At 68.8% G+C, this 20,321-nt stretch carries 24 protein-coding genes; 3 read left to right on the top strand and 21 right to left on the bottom strand.

Going from position 1 to position 20,321, the window contains the following annotated elements:
* Nucleotides 1-47: 47 nt before the first annotated feature.
* Nucleotides 48-455 carry a hypothetical protein gene (locus AAY78_RS08350; RefSeq protein WP_156172631.1) on the top strand — a complete coding sequence of 136 codons (408 nt, stop codon included), beginning with the start codon at nucleotides 48-50 and terminating at the stop codon, nucleotides 453-455.
* Here AAY78_RS08350 and AAY78_RS08345 read toward each other — a convergent pair.
* The 13 genes from AAY78_RS08345 to AAY78_RS08285 form a co-directional block, all read right to left on the bottom strand.
* Nucleotides 413-814 carry a VOC family protein gene (locus AAY78_RS08345; protein WP_046747836.1) on the bottom strand — a complete coding sequence of 134 codons (402 nt, stop codon included), beginning with the start codon at nucleotides 812-814 and terminating at the stop codon, nucleotides 413-415. The genes AAY78_RS08350 and AAY78_RS08345 overlap by 43 nt on opposite strands.
* A 47-nt stretch (nucleotides 815-861) precedes the next feature.
* Entirely contained in the window at nucleotides 862-1,995 is a 1,134-nt protein-coding gene (locus AAY78_RS08340) for a UDP-N-acetylmuramate dehydrogenase (protein ID WP_046747835.1), read from the bottom strand.
* A gap of 13 nt (nucleotides 1,996-2,008) precedes the next feature.
* Complete coding sequence (locus tag AAY78_RS08335; protein WP_046747834.1) at nucleotides 2,009-2,407, bottom strand: MaoC/PaaZ C-terminal domain-containing protein; 399 nt, start codon at nucleotides 2,405-2,407, stop codon at nucleotides 2,009-2,011.
* Complete coding sequence (locus tag AAY78_RS08330) at nucleotides 2,407-2,877, bottom strand: FAS1-like dehydratase domain-containing protein (protein ID WP_046747833.1); 471 nt, start codon at nucleotides 2,875-2,877, stop codon at nucleotides 2,407-2,409. Before AAY78_RS08330 ends, AAY78_RS08335 begins: the two co-directional genes overlap by 1 nt.
* A gap of 60 nt (nucleotides 2,878-2,937) precedes the next feature.
* Nucleotides 2,938-4,140, bottom strand: a complete 1,203-nt coding sequence (locus tag AAY78_RS08325) for a glycerate kinase family protein (protein ID WP_046747832.1) — start codon at nucleotides 4,138-4,140, stop codon at nucleotides 2,938-2,940.
* Between the two features lie 116 nt (nucleotides 4,141-4,256).
* Nucleotides 4,257-5,834, bottom strand: coding sequence for an SLC13 family permease (locus tag AAY78_RS08320; protein ID WP_197077680.1), 1,578 nt, complete (start codon nucleotides 5,832-5,834; stop codon nucleotides 4,257-4,259).
* Nucleotides 5,831-6,490, bottom strand: a complete 660-nt coding sequence (locus AAY78_RS08315) for a response regulator transcription factor (protein WP_046747831.1) — start codon at nucleotides 6,488-6,490, stop codon at nucleotides 5,831-5,833. The genes AAY78_RS08320 and AAY78_RS08315 overlap by 4 nt, the downstream gene beginning before the upstream one ends.
* A 1-nt stretch (nucleotide 6,491) precedes the next feature.
* Nucleotides 6,492-8,066, bottom strand: a complete 1,575-nt coding sequence (locus AAY78_RS08310; protein ID WP_082108629.1) for a sensor histidine kinase — start codon at nucleotides 8,064-8,066, stop codon at nucleotides 6,492-6,494.
* Nucleotides 8,059-8,355 (bottom strand): hypothetical protein, encoded by a 297-nt coding sequence (locus AAY78_RS08305; protein ID WP_046747830.1) that lies wholly within the window; start codon nucleotides 8,353-8,355, stop codon nucleotides 8,059-8,061. Before AAY78_RS08305 ends, AAY78_RS08310 begins: the two co-directional genes overlap by 8 nt.
* 72 nt (nucleotides 8,356-8,427) lie before the next feature.
* Nucleotides 8,428-9,225, bottom strand: coding sequence for a sulfite exporter TauE/SafE family protein (locus tag AAY78_RS08300; protein ID WP_046747829.1), 798 nt, complete (start codon nucleotides 9,223-9,225; stop codon nucleotides 8,428-8,430).
* Between the two features lie 48 nt (nucleotides 9,226-9,273).
* Complete coding sequence (locus AAY78_RS08295) at nucleotides 9,274-10,821, bottom strand: tripartite tricarboxylate transporter permease (RefSeq protein ID WP_046747828.1); 1,548 nt, start codon at nucleotides 10,819-10,821, stop codon at nucleotides 9,274-9,276.
* Nucleotides 10,821-11,390 carry a tripartite tricarboxylate transporter TctB family protein gene (locus AAY78_RS08290; RefSeq protein WP_218867297.1) on the bottom strand — a complete coding sequence of 190 codons (570 nt, stop codon included), beginning with the start codon at nucleotides 11,388-11,390 and terminating at the stop codon, nucleotides 10,821-10,823. The genes AAY78_RS08295 and AAY78_RS08290 overlap by 1 nt, the downstream gene beginning before the upstream one ends.
* A gap of 1 nt (nucleotide 11,391) precedes the next feature.
* Nucleotides 11,392-12,411 (bottom strand): Bug family tripartite tricarboxylate transporter substrate binding protein, encoded by a 1,020-nt coding sequence (locus AAY78_RS08285; RefSeq protein WP_046747827.1) that lies wholly within the window; start codon nucleotides 12,409-12,411, stop codon nucleotides 11,392-11,394.
* Between the two features lie 163 nt (nucleotides 12,412-12,574).
* On the opposite strand from AAY78_RS08285, the gene AAY78_RS08280 reads away from it, so the two are divergent.
* Nucleotides 12,575-13,789 carry a PAS domain-containing protein gene (locus tag AAY78_RS08280; RefSeq protein ID WP_046747826.1) on the top strand — a complete coding sequence of 405 codons (1,215 nt, stop codon included), beginning with the start codon at nucleotides 12,575-12,577 and terminating at the stop codon, nucleotides 13,787-13,789.
* Nucleotides 13,790-13,890: 101 nt separating this feature from the next.
* Nucleotides 13,891-15,465, top strand: coding sequence for an AMP-binding protein (locus AAY78_RS08275; RefSeq protein ID WP_046747825.1), 1,575 nt, complete (start codon nucleotides 13,891-13,893; stop codon nucleotides 15,463-15,465).
* 69 nt (nucleotides 15,466-15,534) lie between these two features.
* On the opposite strand, the gene rplQ is transcribed toward AAY78_RS08275, so the two are convergent.
* The 8 genes from rplQ to map form a co-directional block, all read right to left on the bottom strand.
* The gene (rplQ, locus tag AAY78_RS08270; RefSeq protein ID WP_031207971.1) at nucleotides 15,535-16,092 is read right to left on the bottom strand and encodes a 50S ribosomal protein L17; all 558 of its coding nucleotides are present in this window, start codon (nucleotides 16,090-16,092) and stop codon (nucleotides 15,535-15,537) included.
* A 33-nt stretch (nucleotides 16,093-16,125) separates the two neighbouring features.
* Nucleotides 16,126-17,115: a DNA-directed RNA polymerase subunit alpha gene (locus tag AAY78_RS08265; protein WP_021201111.1), complete on the bottom strand. Its 990-nt coding sequence runs from the start codon at nucleotides 17,113-17,115 to the stop codon at nucleotides 16,126-16,128.
* Nucleotides 17,116-17,249: 134 nt separating this feature from the next.
* Nucleotides 17,250-17,648, bottom strand: coding sequence for a 30S ribosomal protein S11 (gene rpsK, locus AAY78_RS08260; protein ID WP_017829189.1), 399 nt, complete (start codon nucleotides 17,646-17,648; stop codon nucleotides 17,250-17,252).
* 31 nt (nucleotides 17,649-17,679) lie between these two features.
* A complete protein-coding gene (gene rpsM / locus AAY78_RS08255) occupies nucleotides 17,680-18,054 on the bottom strand; it encodes a 30S ribosomal protein S13 (RefSeq protein WP_017201568.1) in 375 nt (124 codons plus the stop codon).
* Nucleotides 18,055-18,232: 178 nt separating this feature from the next.
* Entirely contained in the window at nucleotides 18,233-18,349 is a 117-nt protein-coding gene (gene rpmJ, locus AAY78_RS08250; protein ID WP_005050492.1) for a 50S ribosomal protein L36, read from the bottom strand.
* Between the two features lie 64 nt (nucleotides 18,350-18,413).
* The gene (infA, locus tag AAY78_RS08245) at nucleotides 18,414-18,635 is read right to left on the bottom strand and encodes a translation initiation factor IF-1 (protein WP_017201569.1); all 222 of its coding nucleotides are present in this window, start codon (nucleotides 18,633-18,635) and stop codon (nucleotides 18,414-18,416) included.
* Nucleotides 18,636-18,800: 165 nt separating this feature from the next.
* On the bottom strand, nucleotides 18,801-19,469 hold the full coding sequence (locus AAY78_RS08240) for a DsbA family protein (protein ID WP_046747824.1): 669 nt from the start codon (nucleotides 19,467-19,469) through the stop codon (nucleotides 18,801-18,803).
* The gene (gene map / locus AAY78_RS08235) at nucleotides 19,469-20,320 is read right to left on the bottom strand and encodes a type I methionyl aminopeptidase (RefSeq protein ID WP_046747823.1); all 852 of its coding nucleotides are present in this window, start codon (nucleotides 20,318-20,320) and stop codon (nucleotides 19,469-19,471) included. Before map ends, AAY78_RS08240 begins: the two co-directional genes overlap by 1 nt.
* Nucleotide 20,321 lies beyond the last annotated feature (1 nt).

The following is a 20,321-nucleotide window of genomic DNA, read 5'->3' as shown; positions in this document are numbered from 1 at the left end:
ATACTGGAGGTATGGGGATGGAGGCCGACGAAGTGGAGGGTGAGGGGATGCCTGTGAGTCTGCGGGTGGCCTTCGCCATCCTGATCACGGTGACCGTGCTGATCTTCTTCGCCTCGCTCCTGGTCGCCCCCTTCCTCTGGTACTGGGGAGGAGAGTGGCGAGCGTTGCTCAGTGTGCTCCCCTTCGTACCGGTGGTCGTCTACGCGACCGTCACCGTGCTCGTCACAAGAGGAAAGTCGTGGGCCCGATACGCGACCGTGCTGTTCCCGCTCCCCCTCGCGCTCTACGTCCCTGCGGCAACGGGCACGACCTGGGAGTTCCCGGTCGGCCTCGCGGCCCTCGTCCTCACCACCACGGCGGTCGTGTTGATCTTCCTGCCGTCGTCTCGTCCCTACTTCGGCAGGGACACACCTCAGTCCTCGGGGTGGAAGCCGATCAGCCAGCGGACGCCGTAGCGGTCGACGAGCGTGCCGTCGAAGTCTCCCCACGGACGCTTCTGCAGCGCGTCGATGACTCGTCCGTCTGCCGCCAGCTTGTCGTACCAGTCGGTGAGGGTCAGGGCATCCGCTGTGCCGAGGAGCGAGAGGAACATGCCGCTCATCTGCACCGCGTCGTCATCCGCACCCGCATCCGCCCCGGCGACCTCGACCGGCCCGCTCAGCTGTCCGTGCGCGACCGCGTCGCCCGGACCGTCGTGGCGTCCTGCCGTGGCATAGTCGAGCAGCTGGAGCTCACCGCCGAACACCGATCGATAGTGACCGAGCGCCTCTGCGGCGTTGCCGGGGAACAACGGGTACGGGATCAGTCCGCTCATGCCGCGAGTGTAGCCGCGACCGACGACGTGCCCTACCCCTCGACGCTCTAGAGCTCGACGCCGACGAGAACGGGCTCCGGCTGCAGCACGAGACCGAACTCGGCGTGCACCCTGCTCTGGATGAACCGCGCGAGCTCGGCGACCTCACCAGCGGTCGCGCCACCTCGGTTGGTCAGAGCGAGCGCGTGCTTCGTCGACACGGATGCGCGGGAGTGCGGCAGCTTGAACCCCTTGCGGATGCCTGCCTGCTCGATGAGCCACGCCGCGCTCACCTTGACGTCGGAGACGGCGGCCGGCTTCGACAGCGGCACCTGCCCGTCGTAGGACGCGAGCGGGATGACCGTCACGGCGTCGAGGTCGGGGGCGACCGGCCAGCGCGGGCATTCCGGCGGCAGCGCTGCGGCCACGGTCGCCGTCACGATCGCGTTCTGGAAGAACGAGCCGACGCCGTGGGTGTCCGGGTCGTCCGCATCGAGCAGCATGCCCTTCGACGCCCGAGTCGCCAGGATGCGCTCCCGCACCCAGCCCAGCGGAACCGGGGTGTCGTCCGTGAGGCCGAGCGCCCGACGCAGCTGCTCGCCGCGCACCACGCGCTCACCGGCGACCAGCAGGTCGACGGTCACCGAGAGGATCACGGCACGGCGCAGCGGCACGCTGCCGTGGTGATGCTTGAGCACCGAGGTGCGGAAGCCCAGCCCGAGTTCCGCGGCGGGAACGGTCGAGACCTCGCCGGTCGCTTCGTCGATCAGCTCGACCTCGACCAGCGTCTCCTGGATCTCCTGGCCGTACGCGCCGATGTTCTGCACGGGGGCCGCGCCGACGGTACCGGGGATCCCGCTCATCGCCTCGAGACCCGCGTAGCCGTGCGCGACGGCGTACGCGACGAAGTCGTCCCAGCCGTGTCCGGCGTGCGCACGCAGACGGATGCGACCCGCGTGGGGGGACGGCAGCTCGTCGATGCCCTCGGTGCGCACGCGGATGACCGTGCCCTCGAACGGCTCGTCGCCCACGAAGAGATTGGATCCGCCACCGAGGACGAACCACTCGTCGCCCCGCGCCCAGGTCTCGCGCAGAGCGTCGACCAGTCCGGAAGTCGTCGTCGCCTCGAACATCCGCTCCGGCGCCGCGCCCGTGCGCAGTGTGGTCAGCTCCGCGAGCCGGACCGCCTCGATCTCCCGCATCAGACCGTCCTCATCAGACGGCGACGCGCAGCTGCGCCTTGACGAGCACGGTGGTGTCGCCGAACGTGACCTTGAGGTCGATGCGGGCGACCTCGTCGTCGACAGCGCCGACGGTGGCCACGACGGTGACATCGGCGCCCTCGACCGGGTCGACCACGACGGGCTTGGTGAAGCGCACCCCGTAATCGAGGATGCGCGTCTCCGGTGCGAGTGCGGCGACGACCACCGACGAGGCGATGCCCATCGTGAGCATGCCGTGCGCGAGCACGCCGGGGAGCCCGACAGAGGCCGCCACGTCGTCGCGGTAGTGGATGGGGTTGAAGTCCCCGGATGCTCCCGCGTAGCGGACGAGCGATTCGCGGGTGAGGTGCACGGTGCGCTCGGCGACCACGTCTCCGACGGTGTAGCCCATCAGGCGGCCCCCTCTTCCTCGGCGCTCGGCTCGGCGCCGACGAGCAGCACGCTGGTGGCGGTCACGACGTGGGCTCCCGCCGGGTCGGTGATCTCGGCCTCGCTGGTGATCATCGCGTTCCCGCCCATCATGCGGATGCCGGTGACACGCAGCTGGGCGGTGAGCTCATCTCCTGCGACGATCGGGCGCGTGTAGGTGAAGCGCTGCTCTGCGTGGATGGTGCGCTCGAGCGCGATGCCGGAGTCCTCCTGACCCAGCAGCTGCTGAAGCGTGAGGTCTTGGATGACCATCGCGAACGTCGGCGGCGCCACGACGTCGGAGAAGCCGGCTGCGCGGGCCGCCTCGACGTCGGTGTGCTGCGGGGCGTCGGCGAAGACGGTACGAGCGAACTCGCGCACCTTCTCCCGGCCGACGAGGTACGGGGCCGTCGGCGGGAACTCCCGGCCGACCAGATCTTGGTTCACTGCCACCCCTCGATCCTACCGAGGCCGCGCTGTGCGTCAGGCCCGCAGCCGGCGCTCCGCCACGCTTCAGGCGGCCCGTGCCGACATCGCCGATCCGAGCAGGACCATCCGCATGCTGCGCTCCGCGGCGTCTCGCAGCAGCGCCTCGCCCTGCTCCACCGCCTGCTCGAGGGGCATCGGCACGGTGAGGATCGAGGCGATCGCGTCGATGCCGATGTCGTGCACGGCCGGAGCACCGACGCCCAGAGACCCGGCGATTCCGAGCACGGGGACGCCGGCGACGCGGGCGCGCATGGCGATCTCGGCCGGCACCTTTCCGCGCGGAGTCTGGAAGTCGATGGCGCCTTCCGCCGTGATGACCAGGTCGGCCATGGCCATCAATCCGTCGATCGGCTCCGGCAGCAGGTCGCTGTCCAGCAGCACCTCGAAGCGCGGAGCGAGGCGGGCGCCGAGCACTGCGGCCAGCCCGGCCCCGAGACCGCCCGATGCGCCAGTGCCTCCGCCGGTGCGCACATCCATCGCGGCACCGAACGGGCTCTGCTCTTCGAGGAGAGCAGCCCAGATGTCGAGCGCCTCGGCCAACTGCTCCACCTGCTCCGGTGTCGCCCCCTTCTGTGGTCCGAACACCCTGGCGACGCCGCGCGGACCGCACAGCACGTTGTGGATGTTGCACGCCAGCACGATCTCGACTTCGCCGATGCGCGGATGGAGGCCCGACAGATCGAGGTGCACCGCGTCCCGGAGGTGCCGACCGCCCGCAGCCACAGGCGCGCCATCGCGATCGAGGATGCGGGCCCCGAGGGCTTCGAGTGCGCCCGCGCCCCCATCGCTCGTCCCCGAGTCGCCACAGCCGACCACGATCCGCTCGGCACCCGAGTCCAACGCGGCCGCGATCAGCTCGCCGACACCGTGGGTCGTGGTCGCACCGGGGTCGCGGCGGTCGCGCGGCACGAGTCGCAGCCCCGCGGCGGATGCCATCTCCACCACGGCGGTTCCCGAGCCGCGCCCTCCGAGCCGCGCCCACTGCGCGTCGACCGCGTCGCCGACGGGCCCCGTAACCCGGGCGGCGACGAGTTCGCCGCCCGTCGCCGCGGCGAGCGCGGCTGCCGTGCCCTCCCCGCCGTCCGGCACCGGATACTCGTCCACCTGCACGCCGGGGATGACCCGACGCACACCGGCGGCGATCGCCTCGGCGACGGCCTCGGCGCTGAGGCTCTCCTTGAATCCGCTGGGTGCGACCAGGATGCGCTGCGGGATGTGGATGGACATGATTCCTCCTTCTGCGCCCGAACGGGCGACGAGCGCCCGGTGTACGGGCACGACGAGCACCGGTGCACCGGCGGCGCACGCGGAGTGAAGCGGGTGGGTGAACGGGACGCTGCGGGTCAGAGCAACAGAGGCAGCCCCATCGACGGCCATACCCAGAGGGCGAACACCGCGACGAGCACGAACATCGCGGGAGCCAGTACCACCGAGAGTCGACGCAGATCCGGCGGACTGAAACCACCGCTGACGATGTCGGGGTCAGCGAACATCGCGACGGGTTTCGCCGAACTGGGAAGCGTGTGGCAGAAGCCGGCAGCCGCTGTCGAGGCGAAGGCTGCAGCCGTCGGTGAGACGCCGAGGGCGGGAGCGAGCGCGACCACGACGGGGATGATCGCCGCGGAACGGGCCGACCGCGAGGGGATCAGCAGATGCGCCGCCGTCGAGATCGCGATGACGACGAGCACGAAGGCCACGGCCCCGGCAGCGCCGAGTCCACGCAGCGGTGCGAGCGCGGACGAACTCAGCCATGCGGCAGCGCCGGTGGTGGTGAGCGCGGACGCCAGCGCGAGGGTGGCCGCGAGGAACAGCAACAGCGACCACGGCACGCGCTTGATCGCGGCGGGGAACGTCAGGCAGCCGATCCCCGGCGTCACGGCGGCGACGGCCCCGAGGAGCGCGACCAGGGCCGGCGACTGACGGTGCAGCGGCTCGGTGGCCCAGAGCAGGATCACCGCCCCCAGCAGCAGGGCGGCTCGTCGCTCCAGGGTGCTGAGCGGCCCGGTCACGGCCGTCGACGCGGAGCGGCCGATCTCCGCAGTGCTCAGTCGAAGACGTGTGGTGCGGTCTTCGCTCCGAGTGAAGCGCCAGAGGATGATCTCGCACGCCAGGTGCGACGACACCACGGCGAGCGGCAGTCCGAGCCAGAGCCAGCTCGAGAACGTGAAGCCCTCCTCCCCTGCGGCGCGCAGCAGCTGGTCCGTGACGATGTGTGCTCCGGCCCCGAGCAGCGAGCCGACAGCCGACAGCAGCACCACGGTCGGCATCAGGAGCGCCAGCGCACGGATCACCCTGTCGCGTTCGGGAAGCGCGGTGGCGACCGCGGTATGCACGGGGACGGCGAGCGCCGCCCGCCCTGACGTCGCCGGCACGGCGAAAGCGGTGAGCGTGAGCGCGACCGTCATGAGGTGGAACAGGCTCCGTGGACCCCGCGCGAATCGCAGCAGGTGGGCGGCGCCACGCAGGGCCAGCCCCGAGGTGGCCACCGCGGAGGCGATCACGAACGCCCCGATGAGCAGCCAGATCGTCTCGTCGCCGAGCGAGGCGAAGAAGTCGCGTGCCGGCAGTACCCCGGTGACGATGAGGGCGATCGCGGCGAGGAAGGCGACGAGTGTGTCGTCCAGACGCGTCGAGGTCCATGCCCATACGGCGAGCAGGAAGACCGCGAGCGTCACCGCGATCGGCAGGGTGGGCGCGCCGCTCCCCGGCGATCGGGTCAGCGCGGCCAGGAGCATCGCGCCCCCGGCCGTCAGCACGAGCCCGAGCGCGACCACGCGGAGCGCACCCGCGCGCCCGAGCCGCCGGCGCACGGATCGGCGTTCGACGGGCAGCGGTCGGCGCTCGGGCGGCATGGTCGCAAAGCGTGCCCGCTCGACCACCGCCTCCCCCACGGGTGACGAGTTCTCGGAACGAGTGTTCATCGGAACCGGTATCCCGCCCCGCGCACGGTCTCGATGCGGTCGACGCCGATCTTGCCGCGCAGCGCCCGCACGTACACGTCGACCACATTGGAGGCCGGATCGAAGTCCATCCCCCAGACGTGACCGATCAGCTGGTCGCGCGACAGCACCTGACCGGCGTTCTGCAGGAACACCTCGAGCAGCGCGAACTCACGCGAGGTGAGTTCGCGCATGTCTCCGTCGACCGTGACGGTACGGGCCCGCACATCGACCCGCACATCGCCGTGAGTGAGCACCGGACCGGCAGTCCTCCCCTCGCCGTCGCCGATCCGCAACCGCACACGTGCGATGAGTTCAGCGAACTGGAACGGCTTGGTGACGTAGTCGTTGGCCCCGCTCTCCAGGCCGCGCACGGTGTCGATGACAGAATCGCGGGCGGTGAGGATGATCACCGGCGTCGCGACGCCCTCGCCACGAAGGTTGGCGAGCACGTCGAATCCGTCCATGCCCCCGAGCCCGATGTCCAGCAGCACCAGGTCGAACGTACCGCTGCGCGCCATCAGCAGGGCGGTGTGACCGTCAGCGGCCTCGGCTGTCTCGTAGCCGGCTGCACGCAGACCCCGCCGCACGAACGAGGTGATGTGCGGGTCGTCTTCGGCGATCAGGATGCTGCGCATCTCACTCGCTCCTCTCTGACGCGGACTGTGGCCGCACGGTGGTCGGGGCGGTGGTCGGGGCGGGGAGGTCGATGCCGAAAGTGGCCCCCTCCCCGAAGACGCTGTCGACCCAGGCTGAGCCGTCGTGCCCGTCGGTGATCGCCCGCACGATCGCGAGTCCGAGGCCCGAACCGCGGCGTGCGCCGGAGCTGTCTCCGCGGGCGAAACGCTCGAAGATGCGCTCGGCGTCAGCCGCTGCGACCCCGGGGCCGCTGTCGCGCACCCACAGCCGCAGTCGGCGTTCGCCGCCCTCGCCGTCGAAGCGCGAGCCGATCAGGATGCGGTCACCCGGCTCCGTGACCTGCACCGCGTTCGCCGCGAGTTGCAGCACGGCCTGGGTGACCCGCTGCGGGTCGAGAGGCGCTGTGCCTTCCGCCACTTCCATGAGCTGCCAGCGGCGATCACCGAGGTTCTGGGCCTTGGCCTCGATGTCGAGGGTGAGAGCGGCGACGTCGCAGTCGGCGACGCGCACGAAGTCGGGCTGCTCGGCACGGGCGAGGACGAGCAGGTCGGTGACGATGCGGCTCATCCGATCGAGCTCGTCGCTCACGAGTCGCAGGGTCGCCGCCCGCTCCTCCGGCTCCTCGCTCAAGAGCTCCAGCTGCCCGCGGACGATCGTGATCGGCGTGCGCAGCTCGTGCCCGGCGTCGTCGACGAACCGCTGCTGCGTGGCGTGCACGGCTTCGAGGCGGTCGAGCATCTGGTTGAAGGTGGTGGCCACGGCGGCGATGTCATCCGTCCCGTCGACCGGCACCCGCGCGGAGAGATCGTGCTCGCCGATGTCGCGGGCGACGCGGTAGACCTCACGCACAGGGGCGAGGATCTGGCCGGCCACGAGCCAGGCGACGCCTGAGCTGAGCACGATGCCGATCAACGCGACCCACGCGATCGTGGTGAACCCGGCATCGACCTGGGATCGCGCTTCCTGCGTGTACTGCACGATCAGGACGGCACCGGCGCGGTCGCCTGCGGTGAATTCCAGCCTCCCCCAGCGCAGGGGCCCCGCATCCGGCGCCTCCATCGCACCGGAGGACGCCGACTGGCCGAGCAGACCGGTCACGAGCGCTTCTCCCCCTGGCACGGCGGAGAGCGCGGCAGGATCCGTCGCCTCCACCCGTCCGTTCGCGACGGCGATCACCTCGCCGCCGACCGACGCGACGACGACCTCGTTCTCGTGCACGGACTGCCGGGCGACGTACTCGCTGACCAGTTCCTCCGGGGTGGTGTGGCCGCTGACCGCGGCGTCCTCCGCGAAACGGGCGAACTCCGCGGCCTCCTGCTCGATCTCCGCATTGGCCGACTGCTCGACACCCGCGAGGAAGATGCTCCGACCGATCATGCCGACCGCGAGCAGCGTGATCGCGGTGCTGAGGATGATCCACAGGGTGATCCGCCAGCGCGCGGGCAGGGTGCGGCGGCGCAGCGTGCGCAGCGGCGCACCGGTCGATGCGGAGACGTGGGGGATCGCTCGCGCATTCCGCGGCGCCGCGGAGCCGGCGCCCTCGAGGTCGAGGGGCAGTGTGGGCGCATCAGTCATCGTCGCCGCCGTCGTCGTCGTCATCGTCGTCGTCACCTGCGGGCGGCGCTGGTGGCGCGGGCGCAGGGGCCGGAGCAGGGGGTGGGGCAGGTGCGGGAGCCGGTACGACCGGAGCTGGTGCGGGTGCCGGTTCCTCGCTCGGCGCCGGCGGTGCCAGCTGCACCGTGACGGGCTCGGAGGGGATCTGCGGTGACGGCGGCATCTGCGCCAGCACGACGCTTCCGACCGCGAAGGCGACCGGGATTGCGATCAGCGCGCCGGTGGCGAGAAAGCGTCGTGGGGTGGTCATGTCCCCAATGATGCCCGTCGATGATGATGCGCAGATGAGCCGTGGATGAAGATCCTTTCATCCACGCGGGGCTCAGGCGCGCTTACGACCCTTGATCGCCTTGATGGCCATCTGCACCGCGATCACGACCAGATATGCCGCGAACAGCATGTTGCCCAGGGTGGGGTCGACGATGGTGGCCAGCCACGCGCCGAGAGCTGTCGTCGTGCAGGCGGAGACGCCGATGAGCAGCGCCGCGAGCAGATCGACGTTGCGGTTGCGGAAGTTCCCCACGGTGCCCGAGATCGCCGTCGGGATCATCATGAGCAGCGAGGTGCCCTTGGCGACCAGGTCGCTCGTGCCGAAGGCCAGCATCAGCACGGGGACGACGATCACTCCGCCGCCGACGCCGATCAGCCCGGCGAGGATACCGGTGCCGACGCCGACTCCGACGAGGGCGAGGCCGCTCAGCCAGGAGAGTTCGAACACGGCATCGCGCGACGGGATCACGAGGAAGAGGCTGACGATCACGACGACGAGGAAGCCGACGAAGCCCCAGCGCAGGGCGGTCTGCGAGATGCGCGGCAGCAGTCGTGTGCCGATCTGCGCCCCCACCACGGCACCTGCGGCGAGGATGATCGCAGGGATCCAGGCCACCGATCCGGTCGTCGCGTACGAGATCACTCCCACGCCTGCGGTCGGCACGATCGCAGCGAGCGAGGTGCCGGCTGCAAGGCGCTGATCGAAGTGCAGCAGGAGCACCAGCAGCGGGACGATGACCGTGCCGCCTCCCACGCCGAAGAGACCGGAGAGGAGGCCTGCGAGAAGGCCGATCCCGATGAACGCCGTGTAGGCACGAGGCCCTCGTGCGGGAGCCTGGGCATCATTCACCGGATCAGCCTACTCGCGGCCTCCTGTCCGCTCGAATCCGCTCCCGGATCAGACCTCGGAGTCGGCCTTGATCGGCACGGCGACCGACTCGGTGAGAGCCTGCTCGTACCGGCGCTGACGGCGTCGCAGCCACAGGCCTCCGACGATCAGCAGTGCGAGCACCCCGTAGGCGATGGCGGCGAACGGCTGCATGACCAGCGTGCTCAGGTCGCCCTGGCTCAGCTGCAGTGCCTTGCGCAGCTGCTCCTCCGCCATCGGTCCGAGGATCATCCCGACCACGAGCGGCGCGACGGGGTATCCGTATCTGCGCATGAAGTAACCGAGGATGCCGACGATCAGCAGGATCACGATGTCCGACGGCGAGCTGTGCAGCGCATACGCACCGAACACCGCGAACAGCAGGATGCCCGCGTACAGGTACGGCCGCGGGATCTGCAGCAGCTTCACCCACATTCCCACGAGCGGAAGGTTGAGCACGATCAGGATGACATTGCCGATGTAGAGGCTCGCGATGAGCGCCCACACCAGATTCGACTGGCTCTCGAACAGCAGCGGCCCCGGCTGGATGCCGTAGGACTGGAACGCGGTGAGGATGATCGCCGCGGTCGCCGTGGTCGGCAGGCCCAGGGTGAGCAGAGGCACCAGCACACCGGCCGCGGCGGCGTTGTTGGCCGACTCGGGCCCGGCGACCCCCTCGATCGCGCCGCGCCCGAACTCGTCCTTGTGCTTCGACAGCTTCCGCTCCGTCGCGTAGGACAGGAACGTGGCCACGTCCGCGCCACCGGCGGGGATCGTCCCGATCGGGAACCCGATCGCGGTGCCCCGCAGCCAGGGCCTCCAGGACCTGCGCCAATCGGACTTCGTCATCCAGGACCGCCACCCACGGGTGACCGGGATCACGTCGATGCCGCCGTGTCGCAGTCGGGCCGCGATGTAGAACGTCTCACCGACCGCGAACAGACCGACCGCGACCAACACGATGTCGACGCCGTCGGAGAGCGCGGGCAGGCCCAGCGTGTAGCGCTGCTGACCGGAGAGCCAGTCGGTGCCGACGAGCCCGAGGAACAGGCCGACGCCGAGCGAGAGCATGCCGCGCGAGATCGAGCTGCCGATCAGCGCACCGACCGTGATGAACGCGATCACGATGAGGGCGACGTAGTCGGCGGGTCCGAGGTTCACCGCGAACTGCGCGAGCAGCGGAGCGAGGAGGGTCAGCCCGAGGGTCGCCAGCGTGCCGGCGATGAACGATCCGATGGCGGCGGTGGCGAGGGCGGCGGCACCGCGTCCCATCCTGGCCATCTTGTTGCCCTCGATGGCCGTGACGATTGAGGCCGACTCCCCCGGGGTGTTCAGGAGGATGCTCGTGGTCGAGCCGCCGTACATGCCGCCGTAGTAGATGCCCGCGAAGGTGATCAACGCGGCGGCGGGGTCGAGCGTGTAGGTGAGGGGCAGCAGCAGCGCCACCGTCATGGCGGGGCCGATACCGGGGAGCACGCCGACCGCGGTGCCCACGAAGACTCCGAGGAAGGCGAACGCGAGGTATTCGGGCTGCAGCGCGGTCGCGAAGCCCTCCAGGAGCAGAGTCCAGCTGTCCATCAGAACATCCTTCCGAGCCAGCCGAGGGCCGGTCCCCACGGCAGCGACAGACCGAGCAGACCGCCGAAGACGACCTGGATCACGAGCGCCACAACGATGCCGACGAGGAACGCCATCCACCACCGCTTGGCGGCGAGCGACCACGCCACCCCGCCGAACAGCAGGGCTGCAGCGGGTGCCCAGCCGAGGGGTTCGATCAGGAGCAGGTGCGCGACGACGAGGCCGGCCAGCTTGGCGAGGGTGACCCAGTCGGTGGGCAGACTCTCATCGATGTCTTCCGCCTCCTCGGCACCGCCGCGCTCCCCGCGCAGCACGCCGACGAGCACAGCGACCGCGGAGGCGAGCAGGATCACGGAGACGAAGATCGGGAAGACCGTGGGGCCGGCCTTCATGCCGACGGGGACATGGATCAGGAAGATGCCGACGACGGCGAAGACACCGAGCGCGACCATGATTCCGGCGAACACGAGTTCGCCGACGGGGACGGAGGGAGAGCGGCGTGCGGGCCGACCGCCGTGGTCGACCCGCACCCCCTGCTCCCCTGTCCCCGACGATGCGGGGACCGTCATGTCACTGCACCAGACCGATGTTCTTCAGCGTCGCGGTGACCTCTTCGATGTTCCCCGTGAGGAACTCGTCGAACTCCTCGCCCACCAGGAACGCGTCGGTCCAGCCCTTGGTCTCGAGCTGCTCCGTCCAGGCTTCGGACTCGTGCAGTTCGGTGATCACCCGCACGAGCTCGTCCTTCTCGCCGTCGGAGATGCCGCCGGGAGCGATCACCCCGCGCCAGTTGGTGAGCACCACGTCGTAGCCCTCTTCTGTGATGGTCGGCACATCGGGAAGCTGCGACACCGGCTCGTCGCTGGACACCGCCAGGGCCTTGAGCGCGCCGCTCTCGACGTGCTGGGCGAACTCGCCCACCCCCGAGATGCCCGCAGCGACCTTGCCGCCGATGAGGAGCGGAACGGCCTCCCCGCCGCCGGAGTTCGGAGTGTAGTTGAGCTTCTCCGCGATCTCGGCGCCGTCGAGCCCTGCCTCCTCGAGCATGAGTCCGGCGAGGATGTGGTCGGCGCCGCCCGCGGAGCCGCCCGTGATCGTGACGGACTGGCCGTTGTCGACGATGTCGTCCACGAGGTCTTCCAGGGTGTCGTACTTCGAGTCGGCCGGCACCACCACGACGAGCGGCTCGTCGGTGAGCCGGGCGATCGGGGTGGTGTCCTCGATCCGCACCGCCGAGGCGTTGGTCTCGACCGCGCCGACCATGACCAGCCCCATCACCATCAGCGTGTTCGGGTCCTTCTCGTTCGCGAGCTGTGCGAGGCCGACGGTGCCGCCTGCGCCGCCGACGTTGGTCACGGGAGCTGAGGTCACGAGGTCGTCCTGGGTGAGCACCTGCGAGAGGGCACGTCCGGTCTGATCCCATCCACCACCGGGGTCCGCCGGCACGACGATCGACACGTCGGTGATCGCGGCGACCTCGGCTTCCCCTCCCGCGTCGTCGGTCGCTGCGCTGCCTCCGGCGCACGAGGTGAGTGTGAGTGCGGCCACCGCGGCCAGGGTGGTCCACGTTCCGATGCGTGCGTTCTTCATGTGCGCTCCTCCTTGAGCGTTCGTGATGCTGTGGATCCACCATGGAGGTCGGAGTACCGGTGCTCCAGCTTCGGAAACCATTGGTCGGAGTTTCGGAACTATTGGTCGCGAGCGGCTCCCGACCCCGCTCGCGCCCCACTCGTGGAGAGGCCAGAATGAGCACGTGGCCTCGAAGATGACGCTCCGCGTGCAGTTGCTCGTGCTGCAAGCGCTGATCGTGTTCCTGGTGACCCTGGCGACCGGCATCGTGGCCGGAGCGTTCCAGGAACAGGCGCTCCGCGAGGCCTACAAGGATCGGATGCAGGCCGTCGCGCAATCGGTCGCCGCCCTCCCCACGGTGCACGCGGCCTTCGACGACGTCGAGCCGTCCGCCGTGATCCAGCCGATCGCCGAGGTCATCCGCGAGGCATCCGATCTCGCCTACGTCGTCGTCGCCAACGAAGAGGGCATCCGCTATTCCCACCCGAACCCCGACCGCATCGGCGAGAAGGTCTCCACCGACCCGTCGATCCCGCTCTCGGGCGAGATCTACGTCGGCACGCAGACCGGCACGCTGGGCACCTCCTGGCGGGTCAAGGTTCCCATCCGCGACGACGAGGGCGCCGTGATCGGCACCGCGTCCGTCGGCATCCTCGAGTCGGAGCTCAGCGAGGAGTTCTCGTCCAACCTGGTGTGGTTGATCTCCGCCATGCTGGCCGCCGCGGTGCTCGGAGTGTTCGGATCCGCGTGGGTGACCTCGATCATCCGTCGGCGCATCTACCGTCTCGAGCCGCATCAGATCGCCGCCCTCGTCAAGAACCAGGAGACGACGCTGCACGGTCTCAGCGAAGGGGTCATCACGGTGGACGACGGCGGACGGATCACGCTCGTGAACGACGCCGCCGCCCGCTTCCTGGGCCGAGACGCGGCTGACCTCGACGGTGAACCCGCCGCCGACGCGCTCGGCGAGGAGCTCACGACCGTGCTCCGAGAGGGCGAGTCGGCCGGACGGCCGGTGATCGTGGGGTCGCACGTGCTCGTCGCCCGGAGCACCGGAAGCGATGCGGGCACCGGTGGCATCGGCGCGACGCTCCTGCTGCGCGATCACACCGAGCTGCACGACGTGGTCCGCCGCGTGGAGGCGGCGGATGCCATCATCGCCTTCCGACAGCGGCTCGGCCTGCCAAAGGGCCTCAGCGCGGAGACGCTCGACCGTGTCTCCGCCGCCCTCGTCGCCCGCCCCGATGCGTCGGCGACCGAGATCGGCGAAGACCTCGACATCTCGCGCGTCAGTGCCCGCCGCTACCTCGAGCACCTCGCCGCGTCCGGCAGTGCGACGCGCTCCCTCGACTACTCGACCAAGGGCCGCCCGAGCACCCGGTATCGCGCCGCCGTCTGACTCTCGGACGTACGCCATTCCCCTGGGACGCAGTGCCATTGTGTGCGACACTGGATCGCATCCGACGACGTCGTCAGCCTGCCCGGATCGAAGGAGATCTCATGGTTCGCAGTACCTATCCCGATGTGGAGATCCCCGAGGTCTCCATCCACCAGTTCCTCTTCGGCGACCTCACCGACGCCGAACTCGACACCGTCGCGCTCGTCGACGGCGTGAGCGGCGCGACCACGACCTATCGTCAACTCGTCGGGCAGATCGATCTGTTCGCCGGCGCTCTCGCGGCGCGTGGGGTGGGGGTCGGCACGACGGTCGGGGTGCTCTGCCCCAACGTCCCCGCTTTCGCGACCGTGTTCCACGGCATCCTCCGCGCGGGGGCGACGGCCACCACGATCAACTCCCTCTACACGGCGGAGGAGATCGCGAATCAGCTCACAGATGCCGGCGCGACCTGGCTCGTGACGGTCTCCCCGCTCCTCCCCGGAGCTCAGGCCGCTGCCGAGAAGCTCGGCTTCGACGCCGATCATGTGATCGTGCTCGACGGCGCGGACGGACACCCATCGCTCGCTGCACTCCTCGGCGAAGGGCACCCGGCACCGGCTGTGTCCTTCGACCCGTCCACCCACCTCGCCGTGCTCCCCTACTCCTCGGGAACGACCGGACGCCCGAAGGGCGTGATGCTCACGCACCGCAACCTGGTCGCGAACGTGTCGCAGTGCGCCCCGGTGCTCGGCGTCGATGCGAGCGACCGGGTGCTCGCCGTCCTGCCCTTCTTCCACATCTACGGCATGACGGTGCTGCTGAACTTCGCACTGCGACAGCGCGCCGGACTCGTCACGATGCCGAAGTTCGACCTTCCCGAGTTCCTGCGCATCATCGCCGAGCACCGCACCACGTGGGTGTTCGTCGCTCCACCGATCGCGGTCGCGCTCGCGAAGCACCCGATCATCGACCAGTACGACCTCTCCTCTGTGAAGGTCGTCTTCTCCGGCGCCGCCCCTCTCGACGGAGCGCTGGCCTCGGCGGTGGCCAACCGGCTGGGCTGTATCGTCACCCAGGGCTACGGCATGACCGAGACCAGTCCCGCGGTGAACCTCACCTCCGAGACACGCACCGACATCGACCGCTCGAGCATCGGTCCCCTCGTTCCGAACACGGAAGCACGCCTCGTCGACCCCGAGTCGGGCGAGGACGTCACGGTGCCCGAGTCGGGAACGAGCGAGCCCGGTGAGCTGTGGGTGCGCGGCCCCCAGGTGATGGTCGGGTACCTCAATCGCCCGGATGCCACGGCGGAGATGCTCGACGCCGATGGTTGGTTGCACACCGGCGATGTGGCGACTGTCACGCACGACGGCATCTACCGGATCGTCGACCGGCTCAAGGAGCTCATCAAGTACAAGGGCTATCAGGTGGCACCCGCCGTGCTGGAAGCCGTGCTGCTCGAGCACCCCGCCATCGCCGATGCGGCCGTCATCGGTGCCTTCGATGAAGACGGGCAGGAGGTGCCGAAGGCGTTCGTCGTCCGTCAGCCGAGCGCCGACCTCGATGCGGAGTCGGTCATGGCGCACGTGGCCGCACACGTGGCACCGCACGAGAAAGTCCGGCAGGTGGAGTTCATCGATGTGATCCCCAAATCGAGCTCGGGGAAGATCCTGCGCAAGGATCTGCGCGCGCGCTGACGACGTCGCCCGGAACACGAAGAAGCCCGCCACCCCGAAAGGACGGCGGGCTTCTTCGTGAGCGAGTGCTTACTCGGACTTCTTCTCGACAGCGTCCTCGGCAGCAGCCTCAGCGGCTTCGCCTTCGGCCTGCGACTCGGCGCCGGCCTCGACGGTCTCGTCGGCGGGAGCCTCCTCAGCGGGAGCCTCCTCGACGACCTCAGCCGGCTTCTCGGCCTTCTCGGCCTTCGGAGCAGCAGCCTTCTTGGTCGACTTCGCCTTCGGGGTGACGGGCTCGAGGACGAGCTCGATCACGGCCATCGGAGCGTTGTCGCCCTTGCGGTTGCCGACCTTCGTGATGCGGGTGTAGCCACCCTCACGGTCCGCGACGAGCGGCGCGATCTCGGAGAACAGGACGTGCACGACTTCCTTGTCACCGATGACCGAGAGCACGCGACGACGCGCGTGCAGGTCGCCACGCTTGGCGAACGTGATCAGTCGCTCGGCGAGCGGACGAAGGCGCTTGGCCTTGGTCTCGGTCGTCTTGATCGACTTGTGGGTGTAGAGCGCCGCCGCGAGGTTGGCAAGCATCAGGCGCTCGTGGGCGGGGCCGCCTCCGAGGCGGGGACCCTTAGTGGGCTTGGGCATAATCGTCTAACTCCTGGTCAGAAAGGTCGGGTATCAGAAGGACTCGTCTTCGCTGCCGCCGTAGAAGTGGGCGCCGTCGAAACCGGGCACCGAATCCTTGAGCGACAGACCGAGCGAGATGAGCTTGTCGCGCACCTCGTCGACCGACTTCTGGCCGAAATTGCGGATGTTCATGAGCTGCGTCTCCGACAGGGCGACGAGCTCGGAAACGGTGTTGATGCCCTCACGCTTCAGGCAGTTGTACGAGCGGACCGACAGGTCGAGGTCCTCGATCGGCATCGACAGCTCGCTGGAGTTCACTGCCTCCACCGGCGCCGGGCCGATCTCGATGCCCTCGGCCTCGACGTTCAGCTCGCGGGCGAGACCGAACAGCTCGGTGAGCGTCTTCGCAGCCGAAGCGACGGCGTCGCGGGGGCTGATCGCCGACTTGGTCTCGACATCCAGGACGAGCTTGTCGAAGTCGGTGCGCTCCCCGGCACGGGTCGCGTCGACGCGGTAGCTGACCTTGAGGACCGGCGAGTAGATCGAGTCGATCGGGATCTGACCGGCCTCGGCGTACTCGTTGCGGTTCTGCGTCGCCGAGACGTAGCCACGGCCACGCTCGATGGTGAGCTCGAGCTCGAACTTCGCGGTGTCGTTCAACGTCGCGATGACGAGCTCGGGGTTCTGCACCTCGACACCGGCCGGAGCCGAGATGTCAGCGGCGGTGACTTCGCCCGCACCGGTCTTGCGCAGGTACGCGGTGATGGGCTCATCGCGCTCCGACGAGACGACGAGCTGCTTGATGTTGAGGATGATCTCGGTGACATCCTCCTTCACGCCGGGGATGGTGCTGAACTCGTGCAGCACGCCGTCGATGCGAACGCTGGTGACAGCAGCACCGGGGATCGACGACAGCAGGCTGCGGCGCAGCGCGTTGCCGATCGTGTAACCGAAGCCGGGCTCCAGAGGCTCGATGATGAACCGGCTACGGTTCTCGACGATCTTTTCCTCGGTCAGTGTGGGACGCTGTGCAATAAGCACTCTGTGTTCCTTTCGATCACATGCCCGCTATATGACATGTGGTGGGGTGAGGTTTTGAGTTGTGGAAGTCGATGCCCGCACGCGGGCGTCGAGCCGCTCAGACCGCGAAGGGACCGAGCGGCTCGACACGCGAATCAGACGCGGCGACGCTTCGGCGGACGGCAGCCGTTGTGTGCCTGCGGGGTGACGTCCTGGATCGAGCCGACCTCGAGGCCTGCGGCCTGGAGCGAGCGGATCGCGGTCTCGCGGCCGGAGCCCGGACCCTTCACGAGGACGTCGACCTTCTTGACGCCGTGCTCCGCAGCCTGACGGGCAGCGGACTCGGCAGCCATGCCGGCGGCGTACGGGGTCGACTTGCGGGAGCCCTTGAAGCCCACGCCACCCGACGATGCCCAGGCGATGACGGCGCCGGACGGGTCGGTGATCGAGACGATCGTGTTGTTGAACGTCGACTTGATGTGGGCCTGGCCCAGCGCGATGTTCTTCTTTTCCTTGCGGCGCGGCTTGCGCGCGGCGGCCTTGGGTGCAGCCATGAAAGTGTTCTCCTAGTCCCTGGGGCCGCGCTTAGCGGGCCTTCTTCTTGCCTGCGACGGTGCGCTTCGGGCCCTTGCGGGTACGGGCGTTGGTCTTGGTGCGCTGACCACGGACCGGGAGACCACGACGGTGGCGGATGCCCTCGTAGGAGCCGATCTCGACCTTGCGGCGGATGTCTGCTGCAACCTCGCGGCGCAGGTCACCCTCCACCTTGTAGTTGCCTTCGATGTGGTCGCGGAGGGCGATCAGCTGGTCGTCGCTGAGGTCCTTCACGCGGATGCTCTCGTCGATGTCCGTCGCCTTGAGGATCTCGACCGAGCGGGTACGGCCGACGCCGTAGATGTAGGTAAGGGCGATCACCACGCGCTTGTCGCGCGGGATGTCAACGCCGGCAAGACGTGCCATGCGGTTCTCCTGGGTGTTGTGGAGGTGTGGAACAGGATCGGTGCCCGGGCCTCCGCCCCGAGGTGTCCCCCGCATGCGCGGGTTCTGATCCTGCCGTTGTGTATTCAGTTGTGAGATGTGCGTGAGCGATACCGCACAGCGCGGGCCCGTCGATCAGACCGGCGGGCCCGCCAGGGACTCAGCCCTGGCGCTGCTTGTGACGCGGGTTGCTCTTGCAGATCACCATGACGCGGCCGTGACGGCGGATCACCTTGCAGTGATCGCAGATGGGCTTGACGCTGGGGTTGACCTTCATGATGTTTCCTGTTCGCTGTCTTCGTACCGCCCCCGGCAGGGGCAGGCCGTTACTTCTCGACCGATCAGCGGTAGCGGTAGACGATACGGCCGCGGGTGAGGTCGTAGGGGCTGAGCTCCACGACCACGCGGTCCTCGGGGATGATGCGGATGTAGTTCTGCCGCATCTTGCCGGAGATCGTTGCAAGGACCTTGTGTCCGTTGCTGAGCTCAACGCGGAACATCGCGTTGGGCAGAGCCTCGGAGATCACGCCCTCGATCTCGATGACACCGTCTTTCTTAGCCATAGCCTCGCTGACGCTTCTGCAGATCGGTCGATCTGCGGTGGGTGATGGGATTGCGGTACTGCGCCGACGGACACGCCGAATCGAGGCACAAAGCACCAAAGATCTATGTTAGACGCTCCGGAGCCATCCGGCAACTCGACCGCGCGCGGCGGACGAGCAGCGGGCTCAGCTGATCAGGTCGGTGAACTTCTTGAGGTCGGCCTGGTCCTGCAGGTTGAGGCGCGTTCCGTTGATCTCGACCGTCGGCGTTCCCGCGATCTCGTGCGACTTCGCCTGGGCTGCCCCGAACTTGCGGTACGTCTCATCGGTGATGCACGACACGGCGTCGTCTGCGCCGACCTGCGTCGCGAAGCCCGCGAGCTGGTCGTTGGTGAGACCCGAGGTGTTCTCCGCGGGCTGGTTCTCGAACAGTGTCTTGGCGAAGTCGAGGTACAGCTCCGGGTTCGACTCGGCGACGCACACCGCGGCACCGGCCGAGCGCGACGAGTACTCGGTCCCCTGCGAGAACCGGTCGAGGATCGCGATGGGGTGGTACTCGAGGGTGATACGACCGTCGGCGGCCGCAGCCTCCAGCTGTCCACCGAACTGGTCCTCGAAGGTCTTGCAGACCGGGCACTGGAAGTCGACGAACACCGCAATCGTGTCTTCGCCGTCCCCGAACGAGATCGCCCCGGTCTCGGAGTTGAACGTGTCGTTGGCCTTGGGCGTCGCACCGGGCGCGGTGGCCTGGTTGTTGAGGAACACCACGAGACCGCCGATCGCCACCAGCACCACGACGACGGCGATCGAGACGCCGATCGCGAACCAGTTGGTGTTGCTCTTCGCCGCTGCCATTACTTTCCGATCTCTCGAGGCTCTACCCCGAACGGGGCGAGTCCGGCTCTTCCTCCATCGGGCGCGGTGAGCACCCAGATACCCCCATCATGCAGGGCGACGCTATGTTCCCAATGGGAGCCGTCCGTACCGTCCACCGTCGTGACGGTCCAGTCGTCCTCCTCGATGAAGGTCGCATCTCCGCCGGCGGTGACCATGGGCTCGATCGCGAGCACCAGACCGGGCTTCACGTCTTCGCCACGATCGGGCGTGCGGTAGTTGAAGACGCTGGGGGCCTCGTGCATCTTGCGCCCGATGCCGTGACCCACGTACTCGCGCAGGATGCCGTAGGGCTCGCCCGAGACCGCTGAGGGCCCCTGAGCCTCGATGTAGTCCTGGATGGCCGCACCGATCTCGTCGATGGACGAGACCGAGGCCATGGCGGCGATCCCGGCCCACATCGACCCCTCGGTGACGCGGGAGAGCTCTTCGCGCTGGGCGACGAGCTCCGGGCGCTCCGGGTCGGGCACGACGACCGTGATGGCGCTGTCGCCGTTCCACCCGTGGAACTGCGCACCGCAGTCGACCGACACGATGTCTCCCGGTTGGAGCACCCGCTCCCCCGGGATCCCGTGCACGACCTGCTCGTTCACCGAGATGCAGGTCGTGTGGTGGTAGCCGCGCACCAGCTGGAAATTCGACTCGGCGCCGCGGGCGAGGATGGTGCGGTTCGCCACGGTGTCGAGTTCGAGGGTGGTGACCCCGGCCTTGATCAGCGGGCGGACGGCGTCCAGTGCCGCTGCCGTGATCAGGCCGGGCTCCACCATGGCCCGCAACTGAGCCGGGGTCTTGTAGATCGACCGGCGGAACATC

It is taken from the genome of Microbacterium sp. Ag1 (assembly GCF_001005635.1).
Taxonomy (GTDB): domain Bacteria; phylum Actinomycetota; class Actinomycetes; order Actinomycetales; family Microbacteriaceae; genus Microbacterium; species Microbacterium oxydans.
This window is presented reverse-complemented; position numbering and strand designations above follow the sequence as displayed.

What these genes read in the sequence shown, in the direction of transcription:
- AAY78_RS08350 (WP_156172631.1), top strand. Translation starts at nt 48, where the DNA reads ATGCCTGTGAGTCTGCGGGTGGCCTTCGCCATCCTGATCACGGTGACC.
- AAY78_RS08345 (WP_046747836.1), bottom strand. Translation starts at nt 814, where the DNA reads ATGAGCGGACTGATCCCGTACCCGTTGTTCCCCGGCAACGCCGCAGAG.
- AAY78_RS08340 (WP_046747835.1), bottom strand. Translation starts at nt 1,995, where the DNA reads ATGCGGGAGATCGAGGCGGTCCGGCTCGCGGAGCTGACCACACTGCGC.
- AAY78_RS08335 (WP_046747834.1), bottom strand. Translation starts at nt 2,407, where the DNA reads ATGGGCTACACCGTCGGAGACGTGGTCGCCGAGCGCACCGTGCACCTC.
- AAY78_RS08325 (WP_046747832.1), bottom strand. Translation starts at nt 4,140, where the DNA reads ATGTCCATCCACATCCCGCAGCGCATCCTGGTCGCACCCAGCGGATTC.
- AAY78_RS08320 (WP_197077680.1), bottom strand. Translation starts at nt 5,834, where the DNA reads ATGAACACTCGTTCCGAGAACTCGTCACCCGTGGGGGAGGCGGTGGTC.
- AAY78_RS08315 (WP_046747831.1), bottom strand. Translation starts at nt 6,490, where the DNA reads ATGCGCAGCATCCTGATCGCCGAAGACGACCCGCACATCACCTCGTTC.
- AAY78_RS08310 (WP_082108629.1), bottom strand. Translation starts at nt 8,066, where the DNA reads ATGACTGATGCGCCCACACTGCCCCTCGACCTCGAGGGCGCCGGCTCC.
- AAY78_RS08305 (WP_046747830.1), bottom strand. Translation starts at nt 8,355, where the DNA reads ATGACCACCCCACGACGCTTTCTCGCCACCGGCGCGCTGATCGCAATC.
- AAY78_RS08295 (WP_046747828.1), bottom strand. Translation starts at nt 10,821, where the DNA reads ATGGACAGCTGGACTCTGCTCCTGGAGGGCTTCGCGACCGCGCTGCAG.
- AAY78_RS08290 (WP_218867297.1), bottom strand. Translation starts at nt 11,390, where the DNA reads ATGACGGTCCCCGCATCGTCGGGGACAGGGGAGCAGGGGGTGCGGGTC.
- AAY78_RS08285 (WP_046747827.1), bottom strand. Translation starts at nt 12,411, where the DNA reads ATGAAGAACGCACGCATCGGAACGTGGACCACCCTGGCCGCGGTGGCC.
- AAY78_RS08275 (WP_046747825.1), top strand. Translation starts at nt 13,891, where the DNA reads ATGGTTCGCAGTACCTATCCCGATGTGGAGATCCCCGAGGTCTCCATC.
- rplQ (WP_031207971.1), bottom strand. Translation starts at nt 16,092, where the DNA reads ATGCCCAAGCCCACTAAGGGTCCCCGCCTCGGAGGCGGCCCCGCCCAC.
- rpsK (WP_017829189.1), bottom strand. Translation starts at nt 17,648, where the DNA reads ATGGCTGCACCCAAGGCCGCCGCGCGCAAGCCGCGCCGCAAGGAAAAG.
- rpsM (WP_017201568.1), bottom strand. Translation starts at nt 18,054, where the DNA reads ATGGCACGTCTTGCCGGCGTTGACATCCCGCGCGACAAGCGCGTGGTG.
- rpmJ (WP_005050492.1), bottom strand. Translation starts at nt 18,349, where the DNA reads ATGAAGGTCAACCCCAGCGTCAAGCCCATCTGCGATCACTGCAAGGTG.
- infA (WP_017201569.1), bottom strand. Translation starts at nt 18,635, where the DNA reads ATGGCTAAGAAAGACGGTGTCATCGAGATCGAGGGCGTGATCTCCGAG.
- AAY78_RS08240 (WP_046747824.1), bottom strand. Translation starts at nt 19,469, where the DNA reads ATGGCAGCGGCGAAGAGCAACACCAACTGGTTCGCGATCGGCGTCTCG.
- map (WP_046747823.1), bottom strand. Translation starts at nt 20,320, where the DNA reads ATGTTCCGCCGGTCGATCTACAAGACCCCGGCTCAGTTGCGGGCCATG.